This window comes from Rhodanobacter koreensis, from assembly GCF_054782855.1.
The window spans coordinates 617,788-633,719 of the sequence record NZ_BAAGRR010000001.1; the positions used below are offsets into that span (position 1 = coordinate 617,788).

Annotated in this window: 14 protein-coding genes; 7 read left to right on the forward strand and 7 right to left on the reverse strand. The window is 65.4% G+C overall.

The window, feature by feature from the left end; all coding sequences use genetic code 11:
- Positions 1–14: 14 nt before the first annotated feature.
- From ACYVKM_RS02690 to ACYVKM_RS02705, 4 genes are all read right to left on the reverse strand, one after another.
- Positions 15–509: a DUF6491 family protein gene (locus tag ACYVKM_RS02690; RefSeq protein WP_460875537.1), complete on the reverse strand. Its 495-nt coding sequence runs from the start codon at positions 507–509 to the stop codon at positions 15–17.
- A 1-nt stretch (position 510) separates the two neighbouring features.
- Complete coding sequence (locus ACYVKM_RS02695; protein ID WP_460875538.1) at positions 511–960, reverse strand: DUF6491 family protein; 450 nt, start codon at positions 958–960, stop codon at positions 511–513.
- A 74-nt stretch (positions 961–1,034) separates the two neighbouring features.
- Entirely contained in the window at positions 1,035–1,766 is a 732-nt protein-coding gene (locus ACYVKM_RS02700; RefSeq protein ID WP_460875540.1) for a hypothetical protein, read from the reverse strand.
- Between the two features lie 63 nt (positions 1,767–1,829).
- Positions 1,830–2,696, reverse strand: a complete 867-nt coding sequence (locus ACYVKM_RS02705) for a LytTR family DNA-binding domain-containing protein (protein WP_460875541.1) — start codon at positions 2,694–2,696, stop codon at positions 1,830–1,832.
- A gap of 157 nt (positions 2,697–2,853) precedes the next feature.
- Between ACYVKM_RS02705 and ACYVKM_RS02710 the strand changes: the two genes are divergently transcribed.
- The gene (locus ACYVKM_RS02710; RefSeq protein ID WP_460875542.1) at positions 2,854–4,680 is read left to right on the forward strand and encodes an FAD-binding protein; all 1,827 of its coding nucleotides are present in this window, start codon (positions 2,854–2,856) and stop codon (positions 4,678–4,680) included.
- Between the two features lie 24 nt (positions 4,681–4,704).
- On the opposite strand, the gene ACYVKM_RS02715 is transcribed toward ACYVKM_RS02710, so the two are convergent.
- The gene (locus ACYVKM_RS02715; RefSeq protein WP_460875544.1) at positions 4,705–5,007 is read right to left on the reverse strand and encodes a DUF3247 family protein; all 303 of its coding nucleotides are present in this window, start codon (positions 5,005–5,007) and stop codon (positions 4,705–4,707) included.
- 163 nt (positions 5,008–5,170) lie between these two features.
- Between ACYVKM_RS02715 and ACYVKM_RS02720 the strand changes: the two genes are divergently transcribed.
- The 6 genes from ACYVKM_RS02720 (at position 5,171) to ACYVKM_RS02745 (ending at position 12,314) form a co-directional block, all read left to right on the forward strand.
- Positions 5,171–6,436: an MFS transporter gene (locus ACYVKM_RS02720; RefSeq protein ID WP_460875545.1), complete on the forward strand. Its 1,266-nt coding sequence runs from the start codon at positions 5,171–5,173 to the stop codon at positions 6,434–6,436.
- A gap of 58 nt (positions 6,437–6,494) precedes the next feature.
- Positions 6,495–7,412 (forward strand): arginine deiminase-related protein, encoded by a 918-nt coding sequence (locus ACYVKM_RS02725; protein WP_460875547.1) that lies wholly within the window; start codon positions 6,495–6,497, stop codon positions 7,410–7,412.
- A gap of 140 nt (positions 7,413–7,552) precedes the next feature.
- Entirely contained in the window at positions 7,553–9,358 is a 1,806-nt protein-coding gene (locus ACYVKM_RS02730; protein WP_460875549.1) for a family 43 glycosylhydrolase, read from the forward strand.
- A gap of 37 nt (positions 9,359–9,395) precedes the next feature.
- Positions 9,396–10,067 carry a glutathione S-transferase family protein gene (locus ACYVKM_RS02735; RefSeq protein WP_460875550.1) on the forward strand — a complete coding sequence of 224 codons (672 nt, stop codon included), beginning with the start codon at positions 9,396–9,398 and terminating at the stop codon, positions 10,065–10,067.
- Positions 10,068–10,173: 106 nt separating this feature from the next.
- Entirely contained in the window at positions 10,174–10,506 is a 333-nt protein-coding gene (locus ACYVKM_RS02740; protein ID WP_460875552.1) for a hypothetical protein, read from the forward strand.
- Between the two features lie 197 nt (positions 10,507–10,703).
- Positions 10,704–12,314 carry an MFS transporter gene (locus tag ACYVKM_RS02745; protein WP_460875553.1) on the forward strand — a complete coding sequence of 537 codons (1,611 nt, stop codon included), beginning with the start codon at positions 10,704–10,706 and terminating at the stop codon, positions 12,312–12,314.
- Positions 12,315–12,378: 64 nt separating this feature from the next.
- Here the strand turns inward: ACYVKM_RS02745 and ACYVKM_RS02750 are convergent, their stop codons facing one another.
- Positions 12,379–12,762, reverse strand: coding sequence for an OmpA family protein (locus ACYVKM_RS02750; protein WP_460875555.1), 384 nt, complete (start codon positions 12,760–12,762; stop codon positions 12,379–12,381).
- Between the two features lie 332 nt (positions 12,763–13,094).
- Positions 13,095–15,788, reverse strand: a complete 2,694-nt coding sequence (aceE, locus tag ACYVKM_RS02755; RefSeq protein WP_460875557.1) for a pyruvate dehydrogenase (acetyl-transferring), homodimeric type — start codon at positions 15,786–15,788, stop codon at positions 13,095–13,097.
- Positions 15,789–15,932: the final 144 nt, after the last annotated feature.

Genomic DNA, 15,932 nt, shown 5'->3' on the forward strand with positions numbered 1-15,932 from the left:
GGCAGGCGGCCTCTTCAGTTGCCGCCTGCCGGCGGCATGTTGTCGCGGGCCATGACATCGGCATGGCGCCGGGCTTCCTTCTCAAGCTTGAAACGCGCCAGATCCAGCGGTCGAATCTGCTTGATTGCGCAAGGTGGATAACCGCGGGTCGTCAGTATCTTGTCGAAGCCCGCCGATACTTCGTCCGCAAAGGAGGTGAACCCGATCCCGTTGGTGACGGTCAGGCCACTGCAGGGCCAGGTGTCCAGCAGGAACGCACGCGTGGGCCGGACATAGACCACCAGCTGGGTATCGCCGAGTGGCTCCCATGAGTAGACCGAGTCCCCCGGTACCAGGCGAAAGCTGCGCACCGGCGCATCGGCAGCGGCCACGTAAGCGGCCTGTCGCTGCTGCATGTCCTGGGCAGACGGCATGCTGGAACAGGCGGTGAGCAGGCCCGCCAGCACACAACCGGTCAATGGCAGGCGCGCCCTGGACTTGACTGCGAAATCCGCCACCCGGGTGCCCATATCACTGCCTGCCAGCCGCCGTCTCGCGCGGCTTTTCGTCGATCTGGCGCTGGGCCTTCTGCGCGTTTCTCAGACGGGCCACATCGATCGGGCGGATCTGCATGATGGTGCAGGGGAAGTAGTTGCGCCCGGTCAGCACGTGATCGAAACGCACCGATACATCATGGAAGCTGGAAGTCAGTCCGATCACGTTCGCAAACGTCAGGTTCGGGCAGTTGTCCACATCGAGCAGCCACGCCTGGTTGGGACGGACATAGACCGCCAGCTGCTGGTTGCTCAGCGCCTCCCACGAATACAGCGGGCTGAAGAAGTGGAAACTGCGCACGGGCGCGCCGGCCGCTGCTGCATATTCGGCTTGGCGCTGAGCCTGGCGCTGCGCATACGGCACGCTGCTGCAGGCAACAAGCAGTCCGGTACCGAGCAACCCTGTCAACAGATGAATGGATTTCATGGCAGGACCCTCTGCGGATCAGGTTGAATGGATCTGATTGATAACGCACCACCCGACCACCGGAATACACCGATTTACTTCTTTTTTCCCTTGCCGACACTGGCCCACTTGGACGGGTCGAAGCCGCCGACTTCGTAGACCAGGGTCTGCTTCTTCTCGCCATCGGCGAAAGTCACATCCATGGTGATCTTCTTCGCTTTCTGCAGCATGGCGATGAAGCCCTTGTCGTCGACCATCATCAGTGCTGGTTCGCCGGTCGATGGCGCGAACACCTTGATGTGCGTCGGCTTGCCATCCACGGTGGCGGCCAGCATGCAGTTGCCGCGACAGACGAAACCGGGCTTGCTGCCATACAGGAAAACGCTCTGGCCCCAGCTGGTGTGCCGGCGCAACACCAGCTGCACCCGATCGTTGCCCGAGGGCTGGCTGCTGACGATGGTGGCAGTGGACTGCGTGCCGCCCGCCATCGGCGACACCTGATACAACCACAACGCGGCCAGCCGGTTCTTTTCGCTCGCCTCGGTGTAACGCTGCTCGATCTCGGGCAGGGTCTGCTGCACTTCCTTCGCCGCAGCGCTGCCCGGATAGCGGCTGACGATATCCTTGCCCATCGTCACCGCCATTTCGTCGTTGTGGATGCGCAGCAGTTGGCGGTAGGTATCGAGGTTGCGTGCCGCGTCGGCTGCCTGGGCCTGGGCCTGTTGCTGCGCCGCGGATGGCGCCGCGGTGCCCCCCTGTTGCGAACAGCCGACGAGCAGCAGGGCGCCACACAAGGTCGCGGCGACGTAATGGATAACGGGCTTCATCAGCGACACACCGATCGGGAACAAGCCGCTAGCTTGGAACGAGGTGGCCGGATAACGCAACCGTCAATCCGGCGACCCGAAGCGCTCACGCAGCGCCGCCCGGTAACGCCGGCTGCACGGAATCTTCACGCTGTCACGCATCTGCAGACGGGCGTCGCCAGTCTCCAGCGGCTCGATCTCGGCGAGGTAGTCGAGATTGATGAAATAGCTGCGGTGCACGCGCACGAAGCGCGCCGGATCCAGCCACTCCTCGATGCCGGCCATGGTCGCGCGCAACGGATAATCTCGACTGCGCACGCGCAGGTTCACATAGTTGCCGGATGCCTGCAGCCATTCGATCTCGCTGGCGGCGAGCAGGAATTCCTTGCCCAGCTTGCGCACCAGGAAACGCTCGGGCCGCTCCACCGGTTCCACCGGCGGGCCTTCGTCAGGTTCGGCCAGCAACTTCGCCTCGCCTTGCTGGCGCAGCAGCCACAACCGCGACAGGCAGATCATCGCGACGATGACGAAATAGCTGCGGATGTCCTTCAGGTATTCGTAGCCGAAGTTCGGCCACCACGCACCGAAACGGTAGTGCCAGCCAACCATCCCGTAAGCCAGCTTGCGCAGCCCGACCATTCCGGCCACGTGCATCAGGCTGAACGCCACGCTGGCCAGCAGATGCCGCGGCAGGCTGTGGCGCCACGTATCGAAGCGGAACGGCCAGCGCCGCTCCACCACCTTCACGAAGGGGATCAGCAGCAGGATCAGCAGCGAGCTGCTCGACTCCCACACCCACGGTTCCCAGGTCGCCGTGCGGGCATGGTCGATCCGCGCAACGATGCCATTGAACACCGTGTTGAGGGTGTACAGCGCCACCCAGAAGGCAACCTCGACCGAGGGGCGCCAACGCTGAAAATCCCTGTATCCGACATCCGCCTGCTCGTTCATGCCGGCGATTCTACGTGGCCGTGGCGAAATCCCCATGCGTCCCGTCCCACACCGTAGTCGGTTCGTCCCTGACTGCCCGCCATCCGTCACCCAACGCTGGGATTGGCGGTGACGCAGGCCCATGCTGTCCGCTGTCCATCCCGTCCGGAGCGATACGATGAAAAGGCGCGACTTGCTGAAGGCTGCCGTCACCCTGCCCCTGCTGCCCTTGCTGATGCGCAGCGGCACGGTCCTGGCGCATGGCGCCGGCACCCTCGCGACCACCTTGCGCTCACGGGTACGCCCGGGCCAACCGGGGTGGCCCACGGTCGCGGAATGGGGGCAGCTGAAACGGCAGGTCGGCGGCCGGCTGCTGAAGCTGGAATCGCCATTCGCCCCTTGCGGCGCGACGCAGCCGGACAGCGCCTGCACACAGGTGCTCAAGCAACTGGACAACCCGTTCGCGGTAGGCGACAACCCGGCACTGACCCAGACCAGCGGCTGGGCCGATGCCTGGGCCTCGCAACCCAGCGCCTGGGCGGTGGCGGCGGAAAGCGCCGCCGACGTGGCCGCAGCCATCAACTTCGCACGCCAGCATCATCTTCGGCTGGTGGTGAAAGGCGGCGGCCACAGCTATCAGGGCACCTCGGACGCGCCGGATTCGCTGCTGGTGTGGACGCGCCACATGAACCAGGTGAGCCTGCACGATGCCTTCGTGCCGCAAGGCTGCGCCGGCCTCGTGCCACCGCAGGCGGCGGTGAGCGTGCAGGCGGGCGCCATGTGGATCGACGCCTACGACGCCGTAACCACCCGCGGCGGCCGTTACGTGCAGGGCGGCGGCTGCACAACGGTCGGCGTGGCCGGGCTGGTGCAGAGCGGTGGCTTCGGCAGCTTCTCGAAGCGCTGGGGCACGGCAGCGTCCAACCTGCTGGAGGCGGAAGTCGTCACCGCCGACGGCCAGGTACGCATCGCCAATGCCCGCACGAATCCGGAGCTGTTCTGGGGCCTCAAGGGCGGCGGTGGCGGCAGCCTGGGCGTGGTCACGCGGCTGACCCTGCGCACCTTCGAACTGCCCGGGTTCTTCGGCGCGGTCAACCTCACCATCAAGTCCGACTCGGACGCAGCCTATCGCGCCCTGATCGCCGAGGCGGTGGGTTTCTACCAGCGCGCTCTGTTCAATCCGCACTGGGGCGAGCAGATGAAATTCTACGGTGGCGACACTTTCGAAATTTCCATGATGTTCCAGGGCCTCACCCGGCAACAGGCCGAACAGACCTGGGCGCCCTTCCTCGACTGGGTACATGCCCGCAAGGATTGTCGCATCACAAAACCGTTCCAGGCGCTGGCGGCGCCGGCCCAACATCTCTGGGACGCCGAATTCCTGCGCAAGTACCTGCCAAGCGCTATCGTGTCGGACGACCGGCCGGGCGCACCCCGCGATCACATCCTCTGGGCCGGCGACCACGACCAGGTCGGCTGGTTCATCCAAGGCTACCAGTCGGCCTGGCTGCCGGCTTCGCTGCTGGAACCTGGACGGCAGGCACAGCTGGCGGAGGCCTTGTTCACCGCGTCGAAGCACCGAGGTTTCGCCCTGCATTTAAACAAGGGACTGGCCGGCGCACCGGCCGACGCGATCGCCCGCGCCCGCGACACCGCCACGCATCCGCAGGTGCTGGACGCCTTCGCTCTCGCCATCAGCGCCAGCGGCGACGACCCCGCCTTTCCCGGCATGCCGGGCGCGAAACCCGACCTGGCCATGGCGCGACGCATGGCGACGGCTATCGACAAGACGATGGATGCGCTGCGCGCCGTGGCGCCGGATGCAGGCTCGTATGTCTCGGAAAGCGACTACTTCCTGCGCGACTGGCAGCAGGGATTCTGGGGCGGCAACTATCCGCGCCTCGCCGCGGCGAAGCGCAAGTACGACCCGGACGGCCTGTTCTTCGTGCACCACGGTGTTGGCAGCGAAGCATGGAGTGCGGACGGCTTCACGCGGATCGCGTGATCCGATGCGATCCTCGGCGGCGGCTCAGGATTCGCTGCCGAGGATCGAGTCCAAATGCTCGATCCGGCTGATCTGGTCGAGCCAGATGCTGTGGTTCCATGTCGGCGCTTGCGGCCGTTCCAGACGCACCTCGGCATTGACGCCCTCGCGGCCGGCATGATCGCGCAACACTTGCATGCTGGGGCGCACACTTACCACGCCTTCGCACACGCTGCCGTCCTTCAGCACGATCGACACGTGGCCGTTGCCCTGCAGATCGGCAACCAGCGACTCGAGGCGGCGGATCTCGGCCGGATCGACATAGACATGTTCGGCATATTGGGCCATCGCAATGACCTCCTCGATAATAATCCTCATCCACTCTGATCGAGGAAAGGGCAAGCGCGAGTGAATTCGGCAGGAGCGCATCCGCCATGCCTTGCCGTCCTTGGGATCATGGCAAGTAGTGAACTGAACCGTGGGACAATGCGCGCCCTGCCCGGATCTCCAGATGTCTTCTCCCTCCGCCCCACGCCAGGATTCGCTGCTGCAGCACCGCGCGTTCGTCGCGTTCTGGTTCGCCCGCATCGCCTCGAGCTTCGGCTTCCAGATGCTGTCGGTCGCGGTGGGCTGGCAGATCTACGCGATTACCGGCCGCGCGTTCGACCTGGGCCTGATCGGACTGGTGCAGTTCGTGCCGTCGGTGTTGCTGGCGCTGCCGGCCGGGCATGTTGCCGACCAGTTCGAACGGCGCCGCATCGTGCTGCTCGGACAGGTCGTGGAATGGATCGCGATCGTCCTGCTGGCTGCGCTCACATTGCTGCACGGCATCCACGAGATCGGCATCCTCGCGCTGGTGTTCGTGATCGGTGTGGCCAAGGCGTTCGAGTTTCCGGCGCTGCAGTCGATGCTGCCCGCGCTGGTGCCGGCGTCGATCCTGCCGCGGGCGATGGCCGTGAATGCCTCGGCCGGCCAGGCGGCGATGATCATGGGCCCGGCGCTTGGCGGCCTCCTGTACGTGGCCGGGCCGGGTGTCGTCTATGTGGTGGCCGCCGTGCTGTACCTGATCGCCGCCACGTTGATGAGCCGGCTGCGTTATGAGCAGGCACCCCCAAGGCGCGAGCCGGCCACGCTGAAGACATTGTTCGCCGGCGTGCATTTCATCCGCGAGCGCAAGGACGTGCTCGGCGTGATCTCGCTGGACCTGTTCGCCGTGCTGCTTGGCGGCGCCACCGCGCTACTGCCGATCTTCGCCAGGGACATCCTGCACACCGGCCCGTGGGGGCTTGGTCTGTTGCGCGCGGCACCGGCGGTGGGTGCATTGCTGATGTCGCTATGGCTGGCGCGGCACAACATGCAGCGGCGGGTAGGCGCGATCATGTTTGCCTCGGTAGCCGGCTTCGGCGTGGCCACCCTGATCTTCGCCGTATCGACCACCTTGTGGCTGTCACTGCTTGCACTGTTTGCGCTGGGTGCATTCGACATGGTCAGCATGGTGATCCGCGGCGCACTGGTGCAACTGGACACGCCCGACGACATGCGCGGACGGGTCAGTGCCGTCAACGCCATCTTCATCAACACCTCCAACCAGCTTGGCGAATTCGAGTCGGGCATGCTGGCCGCCTGGCTGGGCGCGGTGAACGCCACCGTGCTCGGCGGCGGCGGCACGCTGCTGGTGGTGGGTCTGTGGATGGCGATGTTCCCGACCCTGCGCCGGCGGCAGCGGCTGCATGTCGAAAATCCTGCACCGGACCCGTCCGTAGCGGATACTCTCTGACGCTTGAGCCCGGCGGGACGCCTGTCTCCGCAGAGCCCGAGCATCATGGAGCCGTACCGTGATCACCACTTCGCCGACCGAATTCCTCGAAGCCTTCGCCACGCTGGCACCGTTGCCGAACGCCGCGGCAACCGCGCGCGCGGCGTTCCTGGTCGCGCCGGCCGAGTTCGCGCTTGCAGAGGAATCGGCGCGCGACAACCGCTACATGGACCTGAACCTCACGGTCGACCCGTTGAAAGCGCTGGCCCAGCACAGCGCGCTGGCGCAGGCGCTGCGCGCGGATGTCCCGGTAATCACCTTTCCCGGCAACCCGGCCACGCCCGATGCCGTGTTTCCAAACAACGTGTTCGCCACTGCCCCGGGCCGGTTGATCATCGGACGCATGCGTCATGCGGTGCGTCAGCGCGAGGCGGAGCGTCACGACATCCGCAACTTCTTCGGCGAAGTGCTGGGTTACGACGAAGTCGACTTGTCCGGCTGTGACGACCTGGTCGCCGAACTGACCGGCTCGCTGATCATCGATCGCGCGCGCGGGATCGGCTACTGCGGCCTCAGCGAACGCTGCGACATGGCTGGCGCGCAGGCGATGCACAAGGCGTTCGACCTGCGCCTGACATTCTGCTTCGAGCTGGCCGAATCCGAATACCACACCAATGTGGTGCTGACCTTGATGGCTGGCCGTGCCACGATCATCGCCGCCGATGGCTTCCGCGATCCGGCCGTGCCGCAGGCGATCGCCAAGGCCTACGGCAACCGCGCGGTCTGGCTCACCCCGGCGCAGAAGCAGGCGTTTGCCGGGAATGCCATCACCCTGTCCGACGAACGCGTGTGGATGAGCGCCTGCGCCGCTGGCGTGCTGACCGACGACCAGCGCGAGGCCCTGGCCGACTACGGCTTTGCCGTCGGCGCGGTGGAGCTGGGCGAGATCGAGAAGGCCGGCGGCAGCCTGCGCTGCTGTGTGGGCGAGATCTACTAGAACCACATCGCTGCGCCGACGCGCGCCGCGTTGTCGTTGCACGATTTGCATCGGCGATGCATCCTCGCCGGATGCCGTCGATACCCTGTCCATCGACACCGCACCCGCGATGCCTGCGAACGACCCGCTACATCGCGTTCGTGACCGGCGTGCTCGGCTTCTGCACGATAGCCGCCGCGACAGCTGCCGGCGGTCGCACCTGGGCCAACCCGCTCGATATCGACTACCGCTACAACTACGAGCAGATGAACGAGGGCATCTCGTACCGCACCGGCGCGGACCCCGCGATCGTGCGCTACAACGATGCGTACTACCTGTTCCTGACCCTGGCCGATGGCTACTGGCGCTCGAGCGACCTCGTGCACTGGCAGTTCGTGCAGCCGGATCGCTGGCCGTTCGACGGCCCGGTGGCGCCGGCCACCCTGGTCGCCGATGGCAAGTTGTTCCTGATGCAGGCGGCGATGGAGCCGCGGCCGCTGCTGTTTTCGACCGATCCGGCGCATGGCCGCTGGCAGTTCTGGACGCGCCTGCTGCCGCCTGTGCCGGGCGCGGTATGGGCCGGCCACGAAAGCGAAATGAAGCCGGGCGATCTGCCGCCGGGGCCGTGGGATCCGGGCCTGTTCCGGGATCGCGACGGCAAGGTCTACCTTTACTGGGGCTCGTCCAATATCTTTCCACTGTACGGCGCCGGGCTCGACCTCGCGCTCGACCGTGCCGATCAGGGCGAAGGCAAGCGGCTGGCCTTTCTCGGCAAGCCTGCCGCGCTGCTCAAGGCCGACCCGGCCGCGCACGGCTGGGAGCGTTTCGGCCAGGATCACACCGACACCGGCATCGCGCCCTATGTCGAGGGCGCATGGATGAACCGCCACGGCGACCGCTATTACCTGCAGTACGCCGCGCCCGGCACCGAGTACAACGTCTACGCCACCGGCGTTTACATCGGCAGCAACCCGCTGGGCCCGTTCACCTATGCGCCGTACAACCCGGTCGGCTACAAGCCCGGCGGCTTCGCCACCGGCGCCGGTCACGGCTCGACCTTTCAGGATGCCTACGGCAACTACTGGAATACCGGCACGATGTGGGTCGGCCTCAACTGGACCTTCGAGCGGCGCATCGAACTGTTTCCTGCCGGCTTCCATTCGGACGGCCAGATGTGGGTTGACACGCGCTTCGGCGACTTTCCCCAGCGCATGCCCGATCATGCCCTGCGCGAAGGCGAGAGCACGTTCACCGGCTGGATGCTGCTGTCGTATCACAAGGCCGCGAGTGCGTCGTCGCAGTTGCCGGGGCACCCGCCATCCGCCGCCACCGACGAAAATCCGCGCACGTTCTGGGCGGCGGCGAACAACGCAGCCGGGCAGACGCTCACGCTCGACCTCGGCGGCCCGCGCACGGTGCGTGCGGTGCAGGTGGACTACGCCGACTACCAGTCCGGCCGCTACGGCGACGCACCGGACATCGTCACGCAATTCCGCCTCGACGGCTCGCTCGACGGCAAGCAGTGGATCACTCTGGCCGACCTGTCCCACGAAACCCGCGACCGCCCGAACGCCTACCTCGAACTCGACCAGCCCGCGCGCATCCGCTATGTGCGCTACATACACGGCCATGTCGGCGCGCGCACCCTGGCGATTTCCGACCTGCGTGTATTCGGCAACGCCGACGGACGGCCACCGCCGGCGCCGGCGCTAGTCTCCGCACGCCGCCTTGCCGATAGCCGCGACGCCGAGATCGTGTGGAAGCCGGTGCCCGGCGCGGTCGGCTACAACGTGCGCTGGGGACTCGCTCCCGACCGGCTGCACGAGACTTACCAGCGCTTCGCCGACCAGCCGACCCGGCTGGAACTGCGCGCGTTGAACAAGGGCGTACGCTATGCCGTGGCGGTAGAGGCGTTCGACGAACGTGGCGTGTCGAAGCTGTCGCGGATCGCCGTGCTGGAACCCTGAGCTTGCGCGGATCCGTGCACTGCGCTCTGATGCATGGATGATCACCGTCCACCATCTGAACAATTCGCGCTCGCAGCGCATCCTGTGGCTGCTGGAAGAGCTCGGCGTGCCGTACGAGATCAAGCGCTACCAGCGCGATCCGAAGTCCATGCTGGCACCGCCGGAATTGCGTGCGATCCACCCGCTGGGCAAGTCGCCGGTGATCACCGACGACGAAGTCACGCTGGCCGAATCCGGCGCGATCGTCGAATACCTCGCCGACCGCTACGGCACCGGCCTGCTGATCCCTGCACACGGCACGCCGGAACGGCTGCGCTGCAATTACTGGCTGCATTACGCCGAGGGTTCGGCGATGCCGCCTCTGCTGCTCAAACTGGTGTTCCGTCGGGTCGAAACCGCACCGGCGCCATTCTTCGTGAAGCCGATCGCCAAGGGTATCGCGCACAAGGTGATGAGCAGCTTCGTCGATCCACAGCTGAAGCTTCACCTGGATTATCTGGAAAGCGAGCTGGGCAAGAGCGAATGGTTTGCCGGCAACGCATTCAGCGCGGCCGACATCCAGCTGAGTTTTCCACTGGAAGCCTTCGCGGCCCGTGGCGGACTGGACGCCCGCTACCCGCGACTGACGGCATTCCTGCAGCGCATCCATGCACGACCGGCGTACCAGCGCGCGCTGCAGAAAGGCTGCGAATACCAGCTTGGCGGCTGAGTCCGTACTCCATAGCTGAACAGACAACCTCAGCCACGGCCGTTGTCCACACGCTGCTCACGATCTCGCTGGCAACCTGCCATCTCAGATAGCGAGGAGAAGACAGATGCGTAATCACGATATCGAGCGCCATATCCGTGACGCAGGCGAACATGCCGGCGAACGTGTGCGCCAGTATGCCGATGGCGCCGCCGGCACCGCACAGAGCCTGTTCGATCGTGGCCGCAGCCTCGGCGAACGCTTCGGCAGGCGCGGCAGCCGCTACGGCCAGCGACTGACCAACGCCGCCGAGGATTTCGCCGACGAGGCGAACTATCACTATCGCCGCCTGCGCCGCCAGGTGAATCGCCATCCGGCTGCCACCGTGGCGATCGTCGCGGGAACGATCGGCGCGTTCCTGCTGCTGCGCCGTGCATTCCGCAGCAACGACGAGGAATAGCCAGCCTCGGCCTGATCCGCTCCGGACCGAATGACCCAGGTCATCGACAGGAATCCGCCATCGGCGGGTTGCTTGTTTGGACGTCCATATTTCCCTGCAATTGCGGACTGGCCGCCCTTGATCCTGCCGTTTGCGCACGGCACGGGCCAAGTAAACCACTGCTAAGCTGGGCGCTCGTGCCCACCCTTGGCAGCCTCATGCCCTCGAAAGACATCGCGTTCCATCATCCGGTTGCGTTCTGGCTGGGTTGCACCGCGGTGGTTGCCGGTGTGCTGGCGCATCTGCCAATGCTGGTCATGGCTGCCCCGATGCATTACCACCTCGCCGGCATGCCGATGGATGGCATGATGCGGATCGGCATGGCGCTGGTGCCGCTCGGTGTGCTGCTGGCGGGCTACGGACTGATGCCACGGATGGCACAGATGCGACGAGCCCTGCATCCCGACCGCAGCCCGCTGCCCTTCCATGTCGCCGACAGCGTGCCGCTCAATCATGAGCACTGGAAACTGGTGGCGGTGCTGACCATTGCGCTGGCGGTGGACGTGATGAAGCCGGCGACGATCGGTTTCGTGATGCCGGGCATGTCGGCCGAATACGGCATCAGCGCCTCGACCGCCGGATGGCTGGCGCTGTCGGCATTGACCGGCACCGCGGTCGGCTCGATCGTGTGGGGCCGGCTGGGTGACCTGTTCGGCCGTCGCTCGACGATCCTGCTGTCGGCACTGATGTTCATGGGCACTTCGATCTGTGGCGCGATGCCGGCATTCGGCTGGAACCTGCTGATGTGTTTCATGATGGGCGCCGCTGCCGGCGGCATGCTGCCGATCACCTTCACCCTGATGGCCGAGATGATTCCGACGGCGCACCGCGGCTGGCTGCTGGTGGCACTGGGCGGCATCGGCACATCGGCCGGCTATCTGCTGGCCTCGGGCGCCGCGACGCTGTTCGAGCCGAGCTACAGCTGGCGCGCACTCTGGCTGCTCAACTTGCCCACCGGCGCGTTGATCGTCCTGCTCAACCGTTACATTCCCGAATCGCCACGCTTCCTTGCACTGGAAGGTCTCGAGGACCAGGCGCTTTTGGTACTGCAGAAATTTTCGGGTGGTATTGCACCGCTGTATCCGGATGTGCGGCACGCGCTGGAAAGTGCCCGGCTGGAGCAGCAGGTACCGGCGAGAATCAGCCTGCGTCAACTGCTGCGTGGCCGCCACGCATCCATCACCTGGGGCTTGATGCTGTGCGCGATTGCCTGGGGACTGGTGAACTTCGGCTTCCTGCTGTGGCTTCCCGGCAACCTCGGCAAGCTGGGCATCGATGCCCAGGGCAGCAGCGCGCTGCTGGCACGTTCCGCGATACTCGCGCTGCCCGGCGTCGGCGTGGTGGTGGGGCTTTACCAACGCTGGAGCAGCATACGCACGCTGGTACTTTTCATCGGACTGACGGCGCTGGCCCTGCTGTTCTTTTTCGCGATCGACCTGGCCGACACACACTCCGCCACCGTCACCACGGTAGGCACCGTGACGCTGCTGCTGAGCGTCAGCGGCGTGATCGCCACCCTGATTCCGTATGCGGCGGAAATCTATCCGGTGCACCTGCGCAGCACAGGCGCGGGGCTGATCGCCGGAAGCTCGAAGTTCGGCGGCATCCTGGGAGCGGTGCTGGGCGTGCTTGGTCTGTTCGGTCATTTCATGCTGTCCGCCCTGCTGATCGCGCTGCCGATGGCCGCGGCGGCCTGGATGCTTGCGCGCGGCGGCATCGAGACACGCGGCCACGGGCTGGAGGCGATCCAGGATGCGTTGTCCGAATAATTTCGCGAGCGGACGCCAGCGCAACGCCCGGCCAGCCTGGCGATAATCCGGACGGCCGAGGCGTCTAGCGCTCGATCTGCCTCATCGCCACGATGCTGACCGCAACACGACGATTCGGAGCCAGGCAGGCACGCAGCCGATTGCCCGACAGATCCGGGCATGTCACCAGCGGGTCGGCGGCACCACGACCTTCGGTGGTGATCACCTCGTCCGAGACACCGTGCGCGACCAGATAGCCGCGTACGGCCTCGGCACGCCTGCGTGACAGGGCGTCGTTGTAGGCATCGCCACCGATGCGGTCGGTATAGCCGACCAGATGCACGGCACGGATATCCCTGATTCGATGCAGCCGCTTCACCAGCCGGTCGAGCTGGTCGCGCCCTTCGTCGCTGACACTGGCGATATCGGACTTGCCGAACGCAAACACGGCGTCGGCCGAAAGATTCATCCGGCTTGTTTCCAGTGCAGGCGCGGGAGTCGGCGCTGCCTGCAAGGGTTGTGCGGGCGCGGAAGGCTGCATGACCCATCCCCTGGGGCCGCAGCAGGCCGCCAACAACAAGGCTGTCGCGCTGACGCTTGCCAGCACGCACCGACGCATGATTTTTTGCATGGCCTGTGCCCTCGGGCTCGTGATCTTGCCGGCCTTGCCTCCCTGCACCGGAATGGCCTCCAGCCACAGGCCAGCGTAGTCAAAAGCCCGTGAATGGACGGACAAAGTCCAGGCAAAAATCCACCCTGCCGGGCAAAGAAAACCCGCCGGTCAGCGGGTCTTCAGAAAGCTCACACCGTCAGCGGATTGGGCTTGTCCGGATCGAGCTTGTACTCCTTGATCGCCCGGCTGACGTCCTTGGCGTTCATCTTGCCGTCCTTCGCCAGCGCGGCCAGTGCGGCATGGGCGATCCAGTAACGATCAACCTCGAAGAACTCGCGCAGATGCGCGCGGGTGTCCGAGCGGCCGAAGCCGTCGGTGCCGAGCACGGTGTAACGCATGCCGTCGGGCACGAAGGCGCGGATCTGGTCGGCGAATTCGCGCACGTAGTCGGTGGCGGCGATCGCCGGCCCCTGACGGTCACCAAGCAGGCCAGTGACATACGGCACGCGCTGCTCGGCTTCCGGATGCAGCCGGTTCCAGCGTTCGGCATCGAAACCGTCACGGCGCAACTCGATGAAGCTGGGGCACGACCAGATGTCGGACTTCACGCCGAAATCCTTCTCCAGCAGTTCGGCCGCCGCGATCACCTCGCGCAGGATCGTGCCGGAGCCGAGCAGTTGCACGCGCGGCTCGCCCTTCTTCGGCTTGCCACCATCCTTGAACAGATACATGCCCTTGATGATGCCGTCCTCGACGCCTTGCGGCAGGTCCGGATGACTGTAGTTCTCGTTCATCACGGTGATGTAGTAGTAGATGTCCTCCTGCTCCTGCATCATCCGGCGCGTGCCGTCCTGCAGGATCACCGCGACCTCGTACGAAAAAGTGGGGTCGTACGACTTCACGTTCGGGATCGCACCGGACATCAGATGCGAATGGCCGTCCTCATGCTGCAGGCCCTCGCCGTTGAGCGTGGTACGCCCCGCGGTGCCGCCGATCAGGAAGCCGCGCGAACGCATGTCGCCGGCGGCCCAGCACAGGTCGCCGATGCGCTGGAAACCGAACATCGAGTAGTAGATGAAGAACGGCAGCATCGCCTGGTTGCTGATGCTGTAACTGGTTGCCGCGGCCATCCACGACGCCATGCCGCCGGCCTCGCTGATGCCCTGCTGCAGCACCTGGCCCTTCTGGTCCTCGCGGTAGTACAGCAGCTGGTCGGAATCCTGCGGCTTGTATTTCTGGCCGAACGGCGCATAGATGCCGATCTGGCGGAACATGCCTTCCATGCCGAACGTGCGTGCCTCGTCGGCGACGATCGGCACCACGCGCTCTCCCAGCTGCTTGTCGCGCAGCAGCAGGTTGATGCCGCGCACCAGTGCCATCGTGGTGGAGATCTCGCGCTCGCCGGTACCCTTGGTGATCTGCTCGAATGCAGCCAGCTCCGGCGTCTTCAGCTTCGCCTCGGCCTTGCGCCGGCGCTGCGGCAACGCACCTCCGAGTGACTTGCGGCGATCCAGCATGTACTGCACTTCCGGCGAATCCTTGCCCGGGTGGTAGTACGGCACGTCATGCAGCTTGTCGTCGCTGATCGGGATCTGGAAGCGGTCACGGAAATGCCGCACCGAATCGTCGTCCAGCTTCTTCTGCTGATGGGTCGGGTTCTGCGACTCTCCGGCCGCACCCATGCCGTAGCCCTTGACCGTCTTGGCCAGGATCACCGTCGGCCGGCCCTCGGTGTTCGCTGCCGCATGGTAGGCCGCGTAGACCTTGTGCGGATCGTGGCCGCCGCGATTCAACCGCCAGATGTCGTCGTCGCTGAGGTTGGCGACCATCTCGCGCGTCTCCGGGTACTTGCCGAAGAAATGCTCGCGCGTATACGCCCCGCCGAACGCCTTGCACGCCTGGTACTCACCGTCGACGGTTTCCATCATCAGCTTGCGCAGCACGCCGTTCTTGTCGCGCGCCAGGAGCGGATCCCAGTAGCTGCCCCACACCACCTTGAGCGCATTCCAGCCGGCACCACGGAACACGCCTTCCAGCTCCTGGATGATCTTGCCGTTGCCGCGCACCGGACCATCGAGCCGCTGCAGGTTGCAGTTGATCACGAAGATCAGGTTGTCCAGCCCCTCGCGGCCGGCCAACGAGATCGCGCCGAGCGACTCCGGCTCATCGGTCTCGCCGTCCCCAAGGAAGCACCAGATCTTGCGGTCGCTCTTCGGCACCAGGCCGCGGTGCTCCAGATACTTGAAGAACTGTGCCTGGTAGATCGCCTGGATCGGACCCAGGCCCATCGACACGGTCGGCACCTGCCAGTAATCCGGCATCAGCCACGGATGCGGATACGAGGACAGCGCGCGGCCCTTGCCGACCACTTCCATGCGGAACAGGTCGAGCTGGTCCTCGGCCAGACGCCCCTCAAGGAACGAGCGCGCGTAGATGCCTGGGCTGGAATGGCCCTGATGGAATACCAGGTCACCCGGATGATCGGCGCTCGGTGCGCGCCAGAAATGATTGAAGCCGACGTCGTACAGCGTCGCACTCGAGGCGAAACTGGCGATGTGGCCGCCCAGCTCCCCCGGCTTGCGGTTCGCACGCACCACCATCGCCATCGCGTTCCAGCGGATCAGCGAGCGGATGCGCCATTCCATCGCGGCATCACCCGGCATCTTTGCCTCGTTGCCGGGCGCGATCGTGTTGACATACTCGGTGGTCGGATTGAACGGCAGGTAGCCACCCGAACGGCGGGTCGAATCGACCATCCGCTCAAGCAGGAAATGCGCGCGCTCGGTACCGTCGTGATGGATCACCGCATTGAGCGAATCCATCCACTCCCTGGTTTCGGTGGGGTCGATGTCCTGATTGAGGATATCGTCGAGCTGATCCATTGAAGATTCTCCGCGGCGCCGTTGCGGCGCCAAACTTGAGGGGACTCCCGCCGTCGGGGATGCGGCAGGTCAACGTCCGAGTTTAGCCGTCGTGGCACTGGAGCGCCAAATGGATGTCCATTCGCAGGCGCACGGACCGCCATC

Excerpts from the sequence above, each read along its gene's own strand:
- ACYVKM_RS02710 (WP_460875542.1), top strand. The coding sequence starts at position 2,854 with ATGAAAAGGCGCGACTTGCTGAAGGCTGCCGTCACCCTGCCCCTGCTG.
- ACYVKM_RS02700 (WP_460875540.1), bottom strand. The coding sequence starts at position 1,766 with ATGAAGCCCGTTATCCATTACGTCGCCGCGACCTTGTGTGGCGCCCTG.
- ACYVKM_RS02745 (WP_460875553.1), top strand. The coding sequence starts at position 10,704 with ATGCCCTCGAAAGACATCGCGTTCCATCATCCGGTTGCGTTCTGGCTG.
- ACYVKM_RS02720 (WP_460875545.1), top strand. The coding sequence starts at position 5,171 with ATGTCTTCTCCCTCCGCCCCACGCCAGGATTCGCTGCTGCAGCACCGC.
- ACYVKM_RS02690 (WP_460875537.1), bottom strand. The coding sequence starts at position 509 with ATGGGCACCCGGGTGGCGGATTTCGCAGTCAAGTCCAGGGCGCGCCTG.
- ACYVKM_RS02750 (WP_460875555.1), bottom strand. The coding sequence starts at position 12,762 with ATGAATCTTTCGGCCGACGCCGTGTTTGCGTTCGGCAAGTCCGATATC.
- ACYVKM_RS02705 (WP_460875541.1), bottom strand. The coding sequence starts at position 2,696 with ATGAACGAGCAGGCGGATGTCGGATACAGGGATTTTCAGCGTTGGCGC.
- ACYVKM_RS02740 (WP_460875552.1), top strand. The coding sequence starts at position 10,174 with ATGCGTAATCACGATATCGAGCGCCATATCCGTGACGCAGGCGAACAT.
- ACYVKM_RS02695 (WP_460875538.1), bottom strand. The coding sequence starts at position 960 with ATGAAATCCATTCATCTGTTGACAGGGTTGCTCGGTACCGGACTGCTT.
- ACYVKM_RS02735 (WP_460875550.1), top strand. The coding sequence starts at position 9,396 with ATGATCACCGTCCACCATCTGAACAATTCGCGCTCGCAGCGCATCCTG.
- ACYVKM_RS02715 (WP_460875544.1), bottom strand. The coding sequence starts at position 5,007 with ATGGCCCAATATGCCGAACATGTCTATGTCGATCCGGCCGAGATCCGC.
- aceE (WP_460875557.1), bottom strand. The coding sequence starts at position 15,788 with ATGGATCAGCTCGACGATATCCTCAATCAGGACATCGACCCCACCGAA.